This window comes from Micromonospora sp. NPDC048830, from assembly GCF_043198215.1.
Taxonomy (GTDB): domain Bacteria; phylum Actinomycetota; class Actinomycetes; order Mycobacteriales; family Micromonosporaceae; genus Micromonospora.
On the sequence record NZ_JBICUP010000009.1, the window covers coordinates 155,752 to 172,063 of the forward strand.

At 69.7% G+C, this 16,312-nt stretch carries 14 protein-coding genes; 9 read left to right on the forward strand and 5 right to left on the reverse strand.

Features of this window, described 5'->3' with window-relative positions:
* Positions 1 to 33 precede the first annotated feature (33 nt).
* From ACGFIZ_RS11490 to ACGFIZ_RS11500, 3 genes are all read left to right on the forward strand, one after another.
* Positions 34 to 720 (forward strand): GntR family transcriptional regulator, encoded by a 687-nt coding sequence (locus ACGFIZ_RS11490; protein WP_393418224.1) that lies wholly within the window; start codon positions 34 to 36, stop codon positions 718 to 720.
* Positions 713 to 2,164, forward strand: a complete 1,452-nt coding sequence (locus tag ACGFIZ_RS11495) for an aldehyde dehydrogenase family protein (protein WP_393418226.1) — start codon at positions 713 to 715, stop codon at positions 2,162 to 2,164. Before ACGFIZ_RS11490 ends, ACGFIZ_RS11495 begins: the two co-directional genes overlap by 8 nt.
* Positions 2,165 to 2,355: 191 nt before the next feature.
* Complete coding sequence (locus tag ACGFIZ_RS11500; RefSeq protein ID WP_393418274.1) at positions 2,356 to 3,093, forward strand: metal-dependent hydrolase; 738 nt, start codon at positions 2,356 to 2,358, stop codon at positions 3,091 to 3,093.
* Between the two features lie 162 nt (positions 3,094 to 3,255).
* Here ACGFIZ_RS11500 and ACGFIZ_RS11505 read toward each other — a convergent pair whose 3' ends face one another.
* On the reverse strand, positions 3,256 to 3,831 hold the full coding sequence (locus tag ACGFIZ_RS11505; protein ID WP_393418228.1) for a DM13 domain-containing protein: 576 nt from the start codon (positions 3,829 to 3,831) through the stop codon (positions 3,256 to 3,258).
* Positions 3,832 to 3,944: 113 nt separating this feature from the next.
* On the opposite strand from ACGFIZ_RS11505, the gene ACGFIZ_RS11510 reads away from it, so the two are divergent.
* Both ACGFIZ_RS11510 and ACGFIZ_RS11515 read left to right on the forward strand, forming a co-directional pair.
* Positions 3,945 to 4,643: a response regulator transcription factor gene (locus ACGFIZ_RS11510; protein ID WP_393418230.1), complete on the forward strand. Its 699-nt coding sequence runs from the start codon at positions 3,945 to 3,947 to the stop codon at positions 4,641 to 4,643.
* Positions 4,640 to 5,677, forward strand: a complete 1,038-nt coding sequence (locus ACGFIZ_RS11515; protein WP_393418232.1) for a sensor histidine kinase — start codon at positions 4,640 to 4,642, stop codon at positions 5,675 to 5,677. Before ACGFIZ_RS11510 ends, ACGFIZ_RS11515 begins: the two co-directional genes overlap by 4 nt.
* Before the next feature lie 250 nt (positions 5,678 to 5,927).
* On the opposite strand, the gene ACGFIZ_RS11520 is transcribed toward ACGFIZ_RS11515, so the two are convergent.
* The 4 genes from ACGFIZ_RS11520 to ACGFIZ_RS11535 all read right to left on the reverse strand — a co-directional run bounded on the left by ACGFIZ_RS11520 (position 5,928) and on the right by ACGFIZ_RS11535 (position 10,373).
* Complete coding sequence (locus ACGFIZ_RS11520) at positions 5,928 to 6,635, reverse strand: GntR family transcriptional regulator (protein ID WP_393418233.1); 708 nt, start codon at positions 6,633 to 6,635, stop codon at positions 5,928 to 5,930.
* 102 nt (positions 6,636 to 6,737) lie between these two features.
* Positions 6,738 to 8,432, reverse strand: a complete 1,695-nt coding sequence (locus tag ACGFIZ_RS11525; RefSeq protein WP_393418235.1) for a dihydroxy-acid dehydratase — start codon at positions 8,430 to 8,432, stop codon at positions 6,738 to 6,740.
* A gap of 54 nt (positions 8,433 to 8,486) precedes the next feature.
* A complete protein-coding gene (locus tag ACGFIZ_RS11530) occupies positions 8,487 to 9,350 on the reverse strand; it encodes a cyclase family protein (protein WP_393418237.1) in 864 nt (287 codons plus the stop codon).
* A 150-nt stretch (positions 9,351 to 9,500) separates the two neighbouring features.
* Entirely contained in the window at positions 9,501 to 10,373 is an 873-nt protein-coding gene (locus ACGFIZ_RS11535) for a carbon-nitrogen hydrolase family protein (protein ID WP_393418239.1), read from the reverse strand.
* Between the two features lie 337 nt (positions 10,374 to 10,710).
* Here ACGFIZ_RS11535 and ACGFIZ_RS11540 point away from each other — a divergent pair, with 337 nt between their 5' ends.
* From ACGFIZ_RS11540 to ACGFIZ_RS11555, 4 genes are all read left to right on the forward strand, one after another.
* Positions 10,711 to 11,466 carry an SDR family NAD(P)-dependent oxidoreductase gene (locus tag ACGFIZ_RS11540; RefSeq protein WP_393418241.1) on the forward strand — a complete coding sequence of 252 codons (756 nt, stop codon included), beginning with the start codon at positions 10,711 to 10,713 and terminating at the stop codon, positions 11,464 to 11,466.
* A 132-nt stretch (positions 11,467 to 11,598) separates the two neighbouring features.
* The gene (locus ACGFIZ_RS11545; RefSeq protein WP_393418243.1) at positions 11,599 to 12,519 is read left to right on the forward strand and encodes an ABC transporter permease; all 921 of its coding nucleotides are present in this window, start codon (positions 11,599 to 11,601) and stop codon (positions 12,517 to 12,519) included.
* Between the two features lie 62 nt (positions 12,520 to 12,581).
* The gene (locus tag ACGFIZ_RS11550; protein ID WP_393418245.1) at positions 12,582 to 13,742 is read left to right on the forward strand and encodes a substrate-binding domain-containing protein; all 1,161 of its coding nucleotides are present in this window, start codon (positions 12,582 to 12,584) and stop codon (positions 13,740 to 13,742) included.
* Between the two features lie 62 nt (positions 13,743 to 13,804).
* Positions 13,805 to 16,294 (forward strand): ATP-binding cassette domain-containing protein, encoded by a 2,490-nt coding sequence (locus tag ACGFIZ_RS11555; protein ID WP_393418247.1) that lies wholly within the window; start codon positions 13,805 to 13,807, stop codon positions 16,292 to 16,294.
* Positions 16,295 to 16,312 lie beyond the last annotated feature (18 nt).

Below are 16,312 nucleotides of genomic sequence, written 5' to 3' on the forward strand. Positions count from 1 at the left end.
ATATTGGTGGAACTACTCGAATGGGGAGGGGCAGTGAGCGGCGACGATTCCTCGCTGAAGATCACACCGCTGGCGCGGCACCAGAATCTGACCGCTCGTACGGCGGCACTGCTCAGAGAGGCCATAGTCGACGGCACGCTCGCCCCCGGCATGTACCTCACCATCCCGCGCATCGCAAAACTCTGCGGGGTGAGCGCCACTCCGGTCCGTGAGGCGCTCATCCATCTGACCGAGGCGGGCCTGGTCTCGATCCATCCCCAGGGCATCCGGATCGCGACGCCGTCGAAGCCGGCGTTGGCCGAGGCCTTCGAGGTACGCGAGTGCATCGAGGGGATGACCGCGAGGTTGGCGGCGCTGCGACGATCCGACGAACAGGCGGAGACCATCGTCAAGCTCGCGAGCCGCAGCCTCGAAGCGGCCGACCGCGGAGAGGCCAAGGAGTTCAGGACTCTCGACGCGCAGTTCCACCTCACCATCGTCGACGCCGCCCGCTCGGGCCACCTCCAGCGATACGCCCGCAACGCGCTCGACCTGGCCCAGACGCTGCGCAACATCAGGCCCGCGCGGCAGGGCTTCAAGGCGGCCGCCGCGCACCTGCACGTCACGATCGCGGAGGCGATCGCCAACCAGGACCCCGAGGGCGCCGAGGGCGCGATGCGCAAGCACGTGCACGAAGTCCTCGAACACATCCTCGAAGAGAACGACCCGGGCGGTGAGTAGCATCCAGAACCTCGCCACGAACAGGTCGGTGATCGCCGGCCGCATCAACGGGCGCCCGGTCGGCGGCTCCAGTCGACCACTGCACGGCCCGACCGGGGACCTGGTCGCACACCTCTCGCTCTCCGACGTCCCCGACGTCGACGCGGCGGTCCGAGCCGCCGTCGACGCGCAGCAGGCATGGCGACGTACCCCTCCGCCGCGGCGCGGCGAGATCCTCACCCGCGCCGCGGCGATCCTCGCCGAGCGCCGCACCGAATTCGCGGCGGCCATCACGCGTGAGGAGGGCAAGACCCTCCGGGAGGCGGGCGTGGAGGTCGATCGCGCCGTCGACTATCTCTCGTTCTTCGGGGCCGAGGGCTGGCGACTCGCCGGCCACGAGTTCGCCAACCTCGAACCGAACCTGCGAATCACGTCGCGGCGGGAGCCGCTCGGGGTGGTCGGCCTGATCACCCCGTGGAACTTCCCCCTGGCAATCCCCGCCTGGAAGCTCGGGCCGGCGCTGGTGGCGGGCAACTCCGTCGTGCTCAAACCCGCCCTCGAAGCGCCCGGGCCGAGCGTGCTCCTCGCCGAGCTCCTCGAATCAGCCGGACTGCCTCCGGGCGTACTCAACGTCCTGGTCGGCGGGGGCGCCACGGTCGGCGCCGCCGTCGTCGCCCACCCGGGCATCCAGGCCGTCAGCTTCACCGGGTCCACGGAGATCGGCCGGCAGATCGCCGCGGTCGCGGGACAGCGCATGGCCCGCGTCCAACTGGAGCTGGGCGGATCGAACGCCACCGTCGTCCTGGACGACGCCGAGCCGGACGTCGCCGCCGAGCTGATCGCCCGGAGCGCATTCGGGCTGACCGGGCAGGCCTGCACCGCCACCAGCCGGGTCTACTGCACCCCGGGCATCGCGCCGGCACTGGTCGAGTCGCTGGCCGCCCGGGCCCGGGCGGTGCGGATCGGAGCCGGCACGGACCCGGCGACGGACATCGGCCCGCTCGTCAACCCGGCCGCCCACGCCCGGGTGGCGAAGATCGTCGAGACGGCCGTGCGGGAAGGCGCGGTCCTGCACACGCCCCGGGAGGCACCTCCGCCGTTCTTCGAACCCACGGTCCTCACCAACCTCGCGCCCGGCGCGCAGATCTTCGAGACGGAGGTGTTCGGCCCCGTTGTCGCGGTCGTCGAGGTCTCCTCGCTTGCCGAGGCCATCGCCTGCGTCAACGCGAGCCGGTACGGGCTCGTCGCCAGCATCCTGACCGACTCGCTGGCCGCGGCACAGACCTTCACGGACGAGGTCCGGGCAGGCACCGTCAAGGTGAACGAGGCGACAACCGGAAACCAGCCCAACGTGCCGTTCGGCGGCCTGAAGGACTCCTCCAACGCGGCGTTCAAGGAACAGGGATCGGCCGCCCTGGACTTCTACACCGTGTCGAAGTCGGTCTACCTCCGCTGGGCGAGCTGAACGCCGCGCCCGCCGTCCGAGCGGGCCGAACCCGGGGGCGGGTTGACGCCCAACACGAGAACCGACGGCGGGACCGGCGACGTCGGCCGGTCCCGCCGTCGGTTTTTGCGGCCCGCACACAAATGTCGGGCTCCTCTGCGATCATTCCTTCACGTTCTGTGTCCTACGTGGAGGGTGGTGGCGCGGCGGTGATGGGGCGTTCTCACGCGTTGTCCGGGGCGGTGGTGTGGCTTGGCGGTTGCGCGTTGGCGGCGAGCCTGGGGGCGCGGCCGGCGGTGGGAACGGTGGTGGTTGGCGCGGCGGTCACCGCTGGTGGGGCGCTGCTGCCGGACGTCGACCATCCGGGGTCGGTCATCGCCCGGTCGCTGGGTCCGGTGACCCGGCTGATCGCCCACGGCACGGCGGCGGGAGCGGCGGCGCTGCGGGCGGCTTCCTGTGCCTGCTGTGCGGGCCGGGGCGGGCACCGGGCGATCACGCACACGCTGGTGTTCGCGGTGGCCGCCGGCCTGGTGGTGTCGCTGCTGTGCTGGGTGGGCGGAGACGTCGCCGCGGCGGCCGTCGCGGGGCTGGCAGCGGCGCTGGCGATGCGCGGGGCGGTGCGCAGGCGCACCCGCGGGGCGTGGGGGGCGGCGCTGACCGGCCTGGTGGTCGGGTTGATGGCCGCCGCGCTGCCCGGCCCGGGCGGCGGATGGTGGTGGGTTGGCCTGCCGCTGGGGCTGGGCTGCCTGGTGCACTCCCTCGGCGACGCGTTGACCTTCAGCCGGGTGCCGCTGTTGTGGCCGATCCGGATCCGGGGCTGTCGGTGGGCGGCGGTGGGTATGTGGGCGCCACTGCGGTTCCGCACCGGGTCGGCGGCCGAGCTGCTGCTGGTCGTGCCCGTCCTGATGCTGCTGGGCGCGATCAGCGCGTGGACCTTGATCACCCCGTAGCGCCCACCGCCTCACCCCGGAACCCCGGCGGGTGGGCAGCAGGCATCTGACGGACTGACGAATGTGCTGTTGTTGCGCCGATTGCGGGCCGTCCGGGCAGTGGTCTCGATCATGGTCGACACATCAAGGCGCGCAGGAGGGCGATGACCAGGTCGGCGCTGCTCAGGCGTCCGGTGCGGCGAGCGGTGCGGCGCCGAAGGACACCGCGAACCGTTTGCACCAGATCGACACGCTGCGCAGCCCGTCCAGGTCGACCGACGCCGGGATGTCGTACGCCTGGTCGCCGATGTTGCCCTTGAGCCGGCCCAGTTCGAGCCAGCGGCCGTCGTCGAACACGTGAGAACCCGCGCGCCCGGGCCGGACCTCCCGATCGGTGAGCCAGACCCGCAGGTCGGGGCCGTCGGACGTGTCCAGTCCGCGCAGGAGGAGCTGACGACGGCCGTCGGCGAGGCGGATCAACTGCGCCCGACCGGTCGTGTCGTGCTTGTGGGTGATGAAGTCGCCGGCGGCGAGGATCACGTCCGCGGGCTCCGCCGAGCCGGTGGGCGGCGGCGTCGTCGGGCCGGTGGGTTGGGGCTCTGCCGAGCCGGTCGGCTGCGACTCCGCCACCGTGGGCAGCGCCTCGCGTACCTCGCGGTCCGTCGCCAGCCGCCACGGCTGGAACAGAAACAGACCGACCCCGAGTCCGGCGACGACCACGACGGCGAGAACGGACAACAGCCAACGTCTTCTGACCATGTCGATGACGGTAAGCCCACACGGCGCGGAAAGGTCTTTCCGTTTGCTTACGGCCGTCCCGCCGGCCGGTCGCGGGCGTCCGCAGCGGGCCGTCGATGGGTAGCGTGGCGCCCATGGGGCATCACGTGCTCGTCGTCGACGACGATCGAACGGTGAGCGATGTCGTGCGGCGTTACCTCGAGCAGGACGGCTGCCGGGTCCGGCTGTCCTTCGACGGGGCCGACGCGCTCGCCGCGGTCGCGGCCGAGCGACCCGACCTGGTCGTCCTCGACCTGATGATGCCGGGTCTCGACGGCATCGAGGTGTGCAAGCGGCTGCGTGCCCGGATGCCGGACCTGCCTGTCGTCATGCTGACCGCGCTCGGTGACGAGGCCGATCGGGTCGCGGGGCTCGAGGTCGGCGCGGACGACTACGTGACGAAGCCGTTCTCCCCGCGGGAGCTGGTGCTGCGCATCCGCTCCGTGCTGAGACGCGCGGCGCCACGCGACGCGGGGGTCCCGGTGGTGCTGCGCGACGGCGACCTGACGGCGGACACCGAACGGCGGGTCGCCCGGCTCGGCGACGATCACCTGGCGCTCACCCTGCGGGAGTTCGACCTGCTCGCGTTCCTGCTGCGGAACCCCGGGCGGGCCTGGTCACGCGCCGAACTGCTGGACCGCGTGTGGGGCTGGCGGTTCGGCGACCAGTCCACCGTGACCGTCCATGTCAGGCGGCTGCGGGAGAAGATAGAGCAACGCCCCGCTGAGCCGCGGCGCATCGTCACCGTGTGGAGTGTCGGCTACCGGTACGAGCGACAGGGGCCGGACCGGTGAAGGATCTTCTGCTCATCGGTCTCTACGCGTCGATCGCCGGAGGGGCCGTCGGTGCGCTCGGCATCGGTGCGCTGCGTCTGATGCGCCACCGGTCGATCCTCGCCCACGTGGCGGTGCTGCTGGCCGTCACGGTCGTATCGGTGGCCGTGGGCGTCACGGCGGTCGCAGAGGCCATGTTCCTGTCCGCACACGACCTGCAGATCGTGCTCGTCACGGTTGCGGCGTCCGCGGCGGTCACCCTGGCCGTCGGGGTGGCGTTCGCGCGGCGGCTGGCGCAGGCGGCGGTGTGGGCCGACCAGGCCCGACAGCGGGAACGGCAGCTGGAGGCCGGCCGGCGCGAGTTGGTCGCGTGGGTCTCCCACGACCTGCGCACCCCGCTCGCGGGCCTGCGGGCGATGGCGGAGGCACTCGAGGACAAGGTGGTCGACGATCCGGCGACGGTGGCCGAGTACCACCACCGGATTCGGGTCGAGACGGATCGGATGACCCGCCTGGTCGACGACCTGTTCGAGCTGTCGCGGATCAACGCCGGTGCGCTGCGGCCCGTGCTGTCCCCGGTGCCGCTCGGCGACATCGTCTCGGACGCGATCGCCGCCACCGCGCCGCTGGCCGCCGACCGGCGGGTGCGGGTACTCGCCCCGGAGACCGGCTGGCCGACCGTCCGGGCGGCCGAGGCTGAACTCGCCCGCGTCGTCACGAACCTGCTGGTCAACTCCGTGCGGTACACGCCGCCGGACGGCACGGTGCGGATCGACGCCGGCCGTGACGAGAAAGATGTGTGGCTTGCTGTCTCCGACACCTGCGGCGGGATTCCCGAGGCGGACCTGCCCCGGCTGTTCGACGTGGCGTTCCGCGGGGAACGGGCCCGCACCCCCGCGCCGGCCGGCGCCGACCGTGGCGGGCCTACCGGCGGCGGGCTGGGCCTGGCGATCGTGCGTGGTCTGGTCGAGGCGCACGGCGGGCGGGTGCACGCGCACAACGTCGCCAAAGGGTGCCGCTTCGTCGTCCGCCTCCCGGCGGCCCCGACGAGCTGACCACCCGACTGTCCCACCCACGGTCCGGGACGATCCCACGATCCCACGCCCAAGGAAGCCGCCCCCGGCCGGCGGTCGGGCGGCTCCGCTCCTCGGTTGACCTATGCTCGCGGTCATGGCCGGGGCGTACCTGGCCGCGCTCAGCGCCGCCCTGCAACTGTGACCGTGGAGCCCGAGCCCCGTACGAGCATCATCACCGCGTACCAAACCGCCTGACCGCTCAGACCCGGTGCACGTTCGGGATCGCGGACTAGGGGGTCATCCTCAGCGGTTTGACGGGTGGCTGGTAGTTCTCGACCGCCGTCGGGTCGTCGGTCGACTGCTGCACCAGCATCTGCAACGTACCGATCAGATGGTCCTGGACCGCGTCGCTGGCGCCAGCCGGATTGCGAGCCATGATATTGGTATAGATCTTTTCGTGGACGGCCAGGATGTCCGCGAGGGTGCGGGTCTTCGTCGTCGACAGGCCCAGCGCGTGCATTTGGGAGCGAGTGTTCGCCACGACCTGGACGACCCGTTCGTTGCCCGCCGCCCGGACGATCGTCTCGTGGAACACCAGGTCGTGTCTTTGGAAGAGCCCTTCGTCGCCCGCGTCACACGCCTTCCGCATACCGTCGAACGCCTTCTTGAGGGCGGCGCGATCGCGGTCGCTCATCTCGGTCGCCGCCCGATAGGCCGACGGTGCCTCGAGCAGCAGCCGTAGCGAGTAGATCTCCTCGATGTCCTTGACCGAGAGTTCGAGGATTCGTACGCCACGACTGCGCTCGAACCTGACCATGCCGTTGGCCGCGAACTGCAACAGCGCCTCGCGTACCGGTGTGCGCGACACCCCCAGTTGACTCGCGATCTCCACCACGGAGTACAACGAACCAGGTGCCAGTTCCCCGGAGATGATCGCAGCCCGGATCTGCTCGAAGACCCGTTCGGTCAGTGAGACATCCTCGGACAGTGGCTTCACGCCCGCCCACCCTTTCCGCCGGCACGGCGTGCAACAGCCTTGCGGCCCGTTGTCCGCAGGTATGTCGCCGGTCCCATCGTTCCCCGCTTTCTCGCCCGGAGCCTACAAGAATGAAAGGTCAGCGCCCTGGCTAGGGGGCAGGACCGTTGTCGCGTAGAGCCGTCGCCAGCCACGTTCCGGCAGCGGAGGGGGAGTGAAACCGGTCAGGCGCCGCTGGACCTCCGCTTCGTCCACCAGCAGGTCGAGTCGTCGTGCTGGGATGTCGAGTCGGATGAGGTCGCCGTTTCGGACGGCGGCGAGCGGTCCGCCGGCGGCGGCCTCGGGGTCGCAGTGCAGAACAACCGTCCCGTACGAGGTGCCGCTCATCCTCGCGTCGGAGATCCTGACCATGTCGCGTACTCCGTTGCGCGCCAGTTTGGCCGGGATCGGCAGTGCCCCGGCCTCCGGCATTCCAGCGGCGATCGGTCCGGCGAAGCGCAGCACGAGAATGTGGTCGGGAGTGATGTCGAGTTCGGGGTCGTCGAGGATCGAGGCGATGTCCTGGTCGGCGTCGACGACGAAGGCCGGGCCGGTGTGCTGCATCAGGGACGGGCTCGCCGCCGAGGTTTTGATCACTGCGCCGTTCGGGGCGAGTGATCCGGTCAGTACCGCCAGAGCGCCGGGCGGCCCGAGGGGGTCGTCGAGCGGTCGGATGACGTGCTGCCAGTCGGCACGGGGGTTGGTCTCGGTGAGCAGGTCGGCCAGGGAATGTCCGCTGACCCCGACCGTCGACGTTTCCAGGTGCGGTGCCAACTCTTTGAGCAGGGCGGGAAGCCCGCCGGCGCGGTGGAAGTCCTCCATGTAGTTCGCGCCCGACGGCTTGCAGTCGACCAGCAGCGGCACCTTGGCGCCGATGGTGTCGAAGTCGGCGAGGGACAGGTCCACCCCGGCGCGGCGGGCCACGGCGATCATGTGCACCAGGACGTTGGTGGAGCCGCCGAGCGCGGCGAGAACCTTCACGGCGTTCTCGAACGCGTCCCTGGTGAGGACCTGCCGCGGCGCGGGTGTCCCCTGGCGGGCCAGTTCGACGGCGCGTCGTCCGGTGGCGACCCCGTGACGAAGCCGCTCGCCGGTCGACGCCCCCGGGCTGGCTCCACCGGGCAGCATCATGCCGAGCGTTTCCGCCATGCAGGCCATCGAGGAGGCCGTGCCCATGACGGCACAGGTGCCAGCTGTCGTGACCAGCTCGCCTCGCGCCTCGGTCACGTCCGCGGACGTCAGGTTTCCCGCCCGATGCTCTCCCCACAGCCGGCGGCAGTCGGTGCAGGCGCCCATCCGCTGCCCGCGCCAGCTGCCCGTCATCATCGGTCCGACCACTTCGAGCATGACCGGCTTGTCCGACGACGCGGCGGCCATGAGCTGGGCCGGGACGGTCTTGTCGCAGCCGCCGAGCAGAACGGCGGCGTCCATCGGCAGAGCGCGGATCATCTCCTCGGTGTCCATCGCCATCAGATTCCGGAACAGCATGGAGGTGGGGGACGTGAGGATCTCGCCGAGGGAGATGGTGGGGAAGTCCATCGGGAGACCGCCGGCCTCGAGGATTCCCCGCCGTACGGCCGCCAGCAGGGCCGGCATGTCCCGGTGGCAGGTGTTGTAGTCGGAGGTGGTCACCGCGATCCCGACCACGGGCCGGTCGAGGTCGATGTCGTCGTACCCGCGGGAAGCCAGGAACGCTCGCCGCAGGAACCGGCTGAAACCGTCGTCTCCGTAGGCGGTCCGGCTGCGGTCGACCGCAGAGGTGAACTCTTCGTTGGGCATGACAAGGTCGCCTTACTTGAAATGATGACGGTGGAATCCGGCTGATCGTGTTGCTCAGCGGATCAGTGGCAGGGCAAGGGGGCGCATCGGCGCGCCGGTGGCGCCGCGGATCTTCAGGCAGGCGCCGACGAAGGCGAACTCGTAGATGGACTCCGCGGCGAGGTGCTCACAGTCGACGATCTCCATGATGGGCACACCGGCCTCACCGAGCAGGTAGGTGTGGACCACCTGCCAGTTCTCCGGATCGTTGGCTGGCATCTGTTCGAGAGCGGAGTTGTCGCCGCCGATCACTGCTGCCCCGGCCAGGGCGAGGAACCGCGCGCCGTCGAGGTTCAGCCCAGGGCTGTTGTCGATGTAGCGTCGTGGATCGGGCCACTGGGTCATTCGCCCGGTCCGGACCAGTGCGATGTCTCCGGGCATGAAGGTGGTCCGCTGTCGTCTCAGTGCGTCACGTAGGTCGTCGGCGCCAATGCCGTAGTTGTCCGGCAGCATGTCGACACCATGCAGCGCGGCCACATCGAAGAGCACGCCGCGACCGATGATCGGGGGGATCCTGTCGGCTCCGCATCTGGTCCAGTGCCGGGAACTCAGGTGCTGCGCCGCGGAGAACCCGTTCCAGATCTCGCCGTTGTAGCCGAAGTGGTTGAGCGTGTCGATATGCGTCCCGGTGTGGGTGTACATCGACACGGCGTCGCCGGAATAGGAGATCAGTTCGTTCTGGACCTGGCCGACGCCGGTCAGGTCGTCGAGGACCGTGCCGGCGGGGGTGTGGGTCATCCATTGCTGGAAGGGTGGGTCGCCGGCTTTGATCCAGGAGGGCATGCCCACGAACATGTCCACTGACAGGTCGATCGCGGCGCCGCCGTCGGCACGCCGCATGACCTCGCGGGCGGATTCGGCCGACAACAGGTTGAGCATGCCGATCTCGTCGTCGGCGCCGAAGGGACTCCTGGTCACCTTCCGGAATTCGGCGGCGTAGGCCGCGATCTTCTGCCGGGTCGCCTCGGTGATGAACTCAGGCCCGCACACGGCCGCCCTCCTTCTCTGGTCGCATGTCTTCGTCCGGCCTCAGTCGAGGTCCGCGTCCCGCTCGGCCCGGACCGGACGGGTGATCTCGGTGTACCGGTCCGGTCTGCGTCCGGTGAAGATCTCAAGTTCGTACTCGCCGGGGACGATCACCAGCTTCTTGTTACGGGCCTGGGCGAGCTCCACCTCGGCGCCGAAGAGTCCTTCGTCCGTGCCGGCGTCGATCAGAACCTGCCCGGCCGGCGAGACCACCTGACTCCGGCCGTGGAAGGGAGTGCCGTTCTCCTCGTCGGCGCGGTCGGCGACGGCGAGGTAGACGAGGTTCTCCAGGGCCCTGACCCGGGTGACGTGGTCGGAGAGCATGGCCGCGTTCCGCGGCCAGTTGGTCGGCACCGCGATGATGTCCGCGCCTTGCAGGGCGAGCACCCGAGCCGCCTCGGGGAAGCGCAGGTCGAAGCAGATCATCGTGCCGATCTTTCCGGCCGCCGTCTGCACCACGGGCGGGGTGTCGCCGCGACCGGGCGTCACGAACCGGTCGGCGCCGAGGTACGGCAGATGCTGCTTGCGGTAGATCCCGAGCACTCCGTGCGGGCCCAGCGTCACCGCCGAGTTGTACAGCAGGGTGCCGTCGGTTTCGAGGAAGCCGACCACGGCGATGGTCGATGCTTCCCGGCATGCCTGGACGAGGTGCCCGATCCGGGGATCGCCGATGCCGATGGCGGCACGCCGGGCCTCCTCCGGCGAATCGAACATGTATCCGCTGAGTGTGCACTCCGGGAACACCACCAGGTGGTCGCCCTCCGCGCCGGCGCGTCTGATGGTTGCGGCCGTCCGTTCGACGTTCGCATCCGGGTTTCCCTTAGCTGATGGCAGTTGGGCGACCGCGACCCTGACCGTTTCCTTCGTCCTGGGCATTTCCAGCACTCACCGCCTCTGCTCCGAACCGCCGTCACCGGCACGCTGCATGCAGCATGCCAATCGCGGAAGTCGCCCGTCAAGCCTTGACATGCTGCATGCAGCATGTCAGCCTCGTCCCCAGCTTAGAGCTGTTCGTGCAGCTCATCTCCATAATCGGCGGCACAAACCCGCGTGCCAACGGCAAGCGATGTGCAGCCCGTCGAACAACGGTCGGAGATCCCGCCTCCACCAAACGGTGGACGCATCCGAGGTGGGACCGAGGGCAGTCCGGCGCCCCGTCGTCCGGCCGGGCCGTCCGGCAACCCGCTGACCCTACGAGCCAAAGGAACTGATCATGGGGAACGCCGTCATGGTCACCGGTGCGAGCGGTGGTATCGGTGCCGCCGTGGCACGTGCCGTCGCCGCCGCGGGCGACGCCGTTCTGCTGGTCGACCACCGAGCGGAGGCGATCGAACGGCTGGCGGCGCAGCTGCGCTCCGAGGGGCGGCAGGCGTTGGCCCACGTAGCCGACGTCACCGACGAGGACGCGGTCCACGCCACCGTCTGCGCGGCACTCGACGCCTGGGGCAGGATCGACGGCCTGGTCAACTGTGCCGCCACGATGATCTCCACGCCGCTCACCGAGACCACGCTCGCGGATTGGACGCGGGTGCTCACCGTGAACGCGACCGGCACCTTCCTCACCTGCAAACACGTCGTCCGAGCCATGGTCGGTCGAGGGCTGGGCGGCTCGATCGTCAACCTCTCGTCGATCTCGGGGAGAGTCGGCCTGCCCAACCAGCCGGCGTACTGCGCCTCAAAGGGGGCGGTGGGCCAACTGACCCGCCAGATCGCCGCCGACTACGCCGGCCACAACATCCGCTGCAACGTGGTGAGCCCAGGCTCGGTCCGTACGGACCAGCTTCGGACGTACCTTGCGGCACAACCCGATCCGATCGCTGCCGAACGGCAGCTCGTCGACTCCCATCCGCTGCACCGGATCGCGGACGTCTCCGAGGTCGCCGCAGTGATCGTGTTCCTGCTCGGCTCCGGGTCGAGCTTCATCACCGGTGCCGACATTCCGGTCGATGGCGGCTACACCGCCGTATGACCACCCGCGCCTGGTCTGACAGAAAGGACATGCGGGATGTCCCTCGACGTAAGCGAACCTGAACAGCAATCCAGGCAGATCCCTGCGTCACGGGTACGGCTGCCCCGGGGACCGTTCACGCCGGTGTGGGTGATGACCGCCCTGCTCTTCGCGGCCAGCCCGTTGATCGCGCCGGGCAGCCTCTCCGGTTCCGCGCTGAACTCGATGTTTCCCTTCGCGGCGGTCCTGGCGGTCGCCGCGCTCGGGCAGGCCTTCGTCGTCAGTCAGGGCGGCATCGACCTATCGGTGCCCGGCGCGATGGCCCTGGCCGCGGTGTTCGTCACCAAGGTGCCGGAGCTCGCCGGCATCCCGGTCCCGATCGCGGCTGCCCTCGGGCTCCTCGTGGGCGCGGCCGGTGGACTCGTCACCGGCATCGCCGTGGTGCGGTTCGGGATCGCGGCGTTCGTGGTGACCCTGGCCATGAACGCGATCCTCATCGGCGTGGTCCTGCAGGTGTCCGGCGGATTCCCCGGTTCGGCGGATGCGAGTCTCAGCGGCTTCGCGACCGGCTCGGTGTGGGGGGTGCCAAACCTCCTGATCATCGCGGTGGTGCTGGTCGCGGTCACCCAGTGGCTGCGCCGCCGGTCGGTGCTGGGTCGCCGGTTCATGGCGGCGGGCGCCAACTCCGCAGCCGCGCGACTGCTGGGCATCCGGACCGGGGCGTACCAGGTCTCCGCCTATGCCGTAGCCGGGGCTCTGTACGCCGCGGCCGGGCTGCTTCTCGCGGGATACCTGCGGACGCCCGACATCCTGCTCGGCAACACCTACCAGCTGTCGTCCATCGCCGCCGTGGTCCTCGGCGGGAGCGTACTGACCGGCGGCATGAGCAACGCCCTCGCCACCGGCGTCGCCGCGCTGTTCCTGACCCAGCTCAACCAGGTCGTCCTGGCCGCCGGTGCCACCACCTCGATCCAACTGCTCGTCCAGGCGGTCGTACTCGCGGTGGCCGTCGTCCTGCGCCGACTTCCACTGGCCGGGGTCCTACGCCGGCTCGGCGTGCCCAGGGCCCGGTGAACCCTTCCACCCCCAGATAGCCCCGTTTCTTCCCCCCTCGTAGCCCCCGAACTGGAGGAACAGTGATCGACAAACAACGCCGCGCACCGGCGGCCGGAGCGGTGGTGATCACGGCGATGCTCGCCGTCACCGGCTGCGCCGCCAAGAAGAACGACTCGCCGAACGCCGCGAACGTCGAGGCCGTCTACAGCGACCAGACCCGGGTCGGCGAGGTCAACCAGCTGAAGTCGATCCAGGAGTTCTGCGGCAGCAAGCCGTTGAAGGTTGCGCTGGCCGACGGGACGGGCGACAACGCCTGGCGCAAGACGGCACGGGCGGAGTTCGAGGATGAGGCACGCAAGTGTCCGAACCTCACCGTCATGCCGTACTCCGACGCCCAGAACAACCCGCAGAAGGCGATCAGCGACATCAAGGCCCTCGTCGCCCAGGGCGCCGATGCCATCGTCGTCTTCCCCGACGCCGGAGAGGCGTTGCTGCCCACCCTGCGGGAGGCTTTCAAAGCCGGTGTCGCCGTCGTCCCGTGGACCGCCAACCCGGGCGGCACCCCCGGCAAGGACTACACCACCTTCGTCGGCCACAACACCATCAACGACGGTCATACCTGGGCGCGGTGGACCTGCGAGCACCTGGGCGACGCCGGCGGAAACGTGCTGTTCCTCGGCGGTACGCCTGGCAACACCCAGAGCACCACCGAGATCAAGGGTGTGGAGGAGGAGTTCGCCGCCAACCCCGCCTGCCGGAATGCCAAGTTGCTGAACGAGCCGGGCAAGCCGATCGACACGAACTGGAACCCCGCGCAGACCCAGCGGGTCGTCGCCGGCCTCCTGACCAAATACCCGAAGATCGACGCGATCATCTCGGACTCCGGTGACGGGTCCCTCGGCGGCCTCCGTGCCTTTGCGGCGGCCAACCGGAAGCTGCCCCTCTGGACGGCCAACGACCTCAACGGCTTCGCCTGCGAGTGGAAGAAGCGTAGTGCGCAACAGCCGGACTACAACATCGTGACTGTCTCCAGCCGGACCTGGATCGTCCGACTCGCCCTGCGCAAGGCGGTCGCGGCGAAGCAGGGGATCACCGACGACGAGCCCGAAATCATCAACATCCCGATCTACGAGGACAGCTTCGACAAGGCCAAGCAGCCCAAGTGCGACCCGGCCCTGCCCAGCAACGCCATCCTCTCCGCGGAGCTTGGCCCCGAACAGCTCAAGAGCATCTACAACTGACCCATGCTTGGCCGTTGGCCGGCACGCCGGCCAACGGCCAAGCATCCGAAGGGACACCAACCATGGCTGGATCCAACGCCCGCCTCGTGATGCGTGGTGTGACAAAACGCTTCCCTGGCGTCCTTGCCCTCGACCGGGTCGACTTCGAGGTCCACGCAGGCGAGATCCACGCGCTCGTCGGTGGCAACGGCGCGGGGAAATCCACCCTGATGGCGATCGCATCCGGGGCGCTGAAGCCGGACACCGGCAGCGTCGAGATCGGCGGGCGGCCGATAGCCGAAGTCTCGCCGACCGCCGCGCGTAGGCAGGGCTTGGCGATCGCCTTCCAGCATCCAGCGCTGCTGGCCGACCTGACGGTGACCGAGAACCTCATGCTGTCGGTCCCGGAGGCGAAGCGGCCCAGGTTCGCCGAGGCCACCCGGTGGGCGAGGGACAAGCTGGCGGCGATGGGAATGCCGATCGACCCCACCTCGTCGGTCCGCACCCTGACTCTCGCCGAGAAACAGGCGGTCGAGATCTGCGGCGCGCTCGCCTGCGATCCGGAGGTCGTCATCTTCGACGAACCCACCGAACCGTTCATGGCCGCCGAGACCAACCGACTGTTCGACGGCATCCGTGGGCTTGCGGCCCGTGGTGTCGCGGTCGTGTACATCAGCCACCGGCTGCCCGACGTGTTCGCGCTGGCCGACCGCATCACCGTGCTGCGGGACGGCCAGATCCGCGGCACATTCAACCGGTCCGACGTCAGCGAGCAGGAAATCATCACCCGAGTCGCCGGGCGCGAGGTCACGGCGCTGTTCCCCGACCGCGCCGGCCAGCTGGGTGAACCCGTACTCCGGGTACGGGACCTGACGTCCGACCGGTTCGCCGGTGTGAGCGTGGACGTGGCGCGGCACGAGATCGTGGGCCTGGCCGGCGTCGAGGGCAATGGCCAACGGGAGTTCATCAGGGCCCTCGGCGGCGCGACGCGCAGCAGCGGCCAGGTGGCGGTCGACGATCGCCCGGTCGACGTGTCGAGCCCACGCCGTGCCCGCGCATCGGGCATCGTGCTCATGCCCCAGGAACGCCACATCGAAGGGGTGGCCACCATCCACTCCGTCCGGGAGAACCTGGCCGTCGCCGCGACCCACCGGACGTCCCGCGCCGGTGTCATCGCCCCGCAGTCCGAGGAACGGATCGTCCGACGGGAGATCGCAGACCTGGGCGTGCGGCTCGCCTCGCCTGACGTGGCGGTCGAGACGCTCTCCGGTGGTAACCAGCAGAAGGTGGTCCTGGGCCGGTCGCTGCTCTCCGACCCCAGGGTCCTGCTCTGCGACGAGCCCACCCAGGGCATCGACGTAGGCGTCCGCTCCGACATCTACCACCGGCTCCGGCAGACCGCCGACGAGGGAGTACCCGTCGTGGTGCTCAGCTCGGACAACGTGGAACTCGCCGGTCTGTGCGACCGGGTCCTGGTCTTCCGCGCCGGCCGGGTCGTGGCCGAACTCGTGGGTGACGACATATCCGACGACGCCATCACGGCGGCGTCGCTGACCGGTACGGTCACGAAACACGTGGAGCAGGCCACGTCCGGCGGCCGGGCCCGGGGGAGCCGGTGGCGCCGGTTTCTCAGCGGCGAGCAGGGGCCGAGCGTCTTTCTCCTCGCGGCCGTGCTCGCCCTCGGGCTCGTCGGCGCCACGCAGAACGAGCGGTTTCTCTCCAGCTTCAACATCGGCAGCATGCTGGAGCTGCTCGCGCCCCTCCTTTTCCTGTCCGCCGGGCAGTTGATCGTGATGTTGACCGGCGGGATCGACCTCTCCGTCGGTCCGCTCAGCGGCGCCCTCGTCGTGGTGGCGTCGTTCTACGTCAGCGACGACTACGCGGTCGTCTGGTGGATCGTGGGGATCGGACTGATGACCCTGCTCGCCGTCGCCGTCGGCGGGGCGAACGGAATACTCGTCCGGTTCGCGGCGGCCGCCCCCGTGGTGGCGACGCTGGTGACGTACATGGCGCTGCAGGGGCTGTCGCTGGTCATGCGCGACGTACCCGGCGGCTCGATCGCCGACTCGGTTACCGCGCTGCTGAAGGCAGGGATCGGCCCGGTCCCCTGGCCGGTGCTCGTGGGCGTGGTACTCCTGCTCGGCCTTGAACTCGCGTCGCGGCGGACCATGCCGGGCCTGTACCTGCGGGGCACGGGTTCGAACGAGCACGCCGCACACAAGCTGGGCATCCCGGTGGGCCGCGTCCAGGTACTGGCCTATGTCGCGGGTTCGGTATGCACACTGTTCGGCGCGTTCCTGCTCGCGGCCCAGATCGGGGTCGGCGATCCGACCGCCGGAACGTCCTACACACTCGCCAGCATCACCGCGGTCGTACTCGGTGGCGCCTCCATCTTCGGCGGGCGCGGCAGCTTCATCGGTGTTCTCTGCGGAGTCGTGTTGCTTCAGGTGACACAGAACGTCGCCGTGTTCGCCGGCCTCTCCCAGGCGTGGCAGTACTGGCTCCCCGGCCTGATGGCGCTCGCGGCGACCGGACTGTTCGCCCAGGCTCAGCGCCGGAGTCGCGCCTGGTAGTGCCTTGTCGTGGGCCTG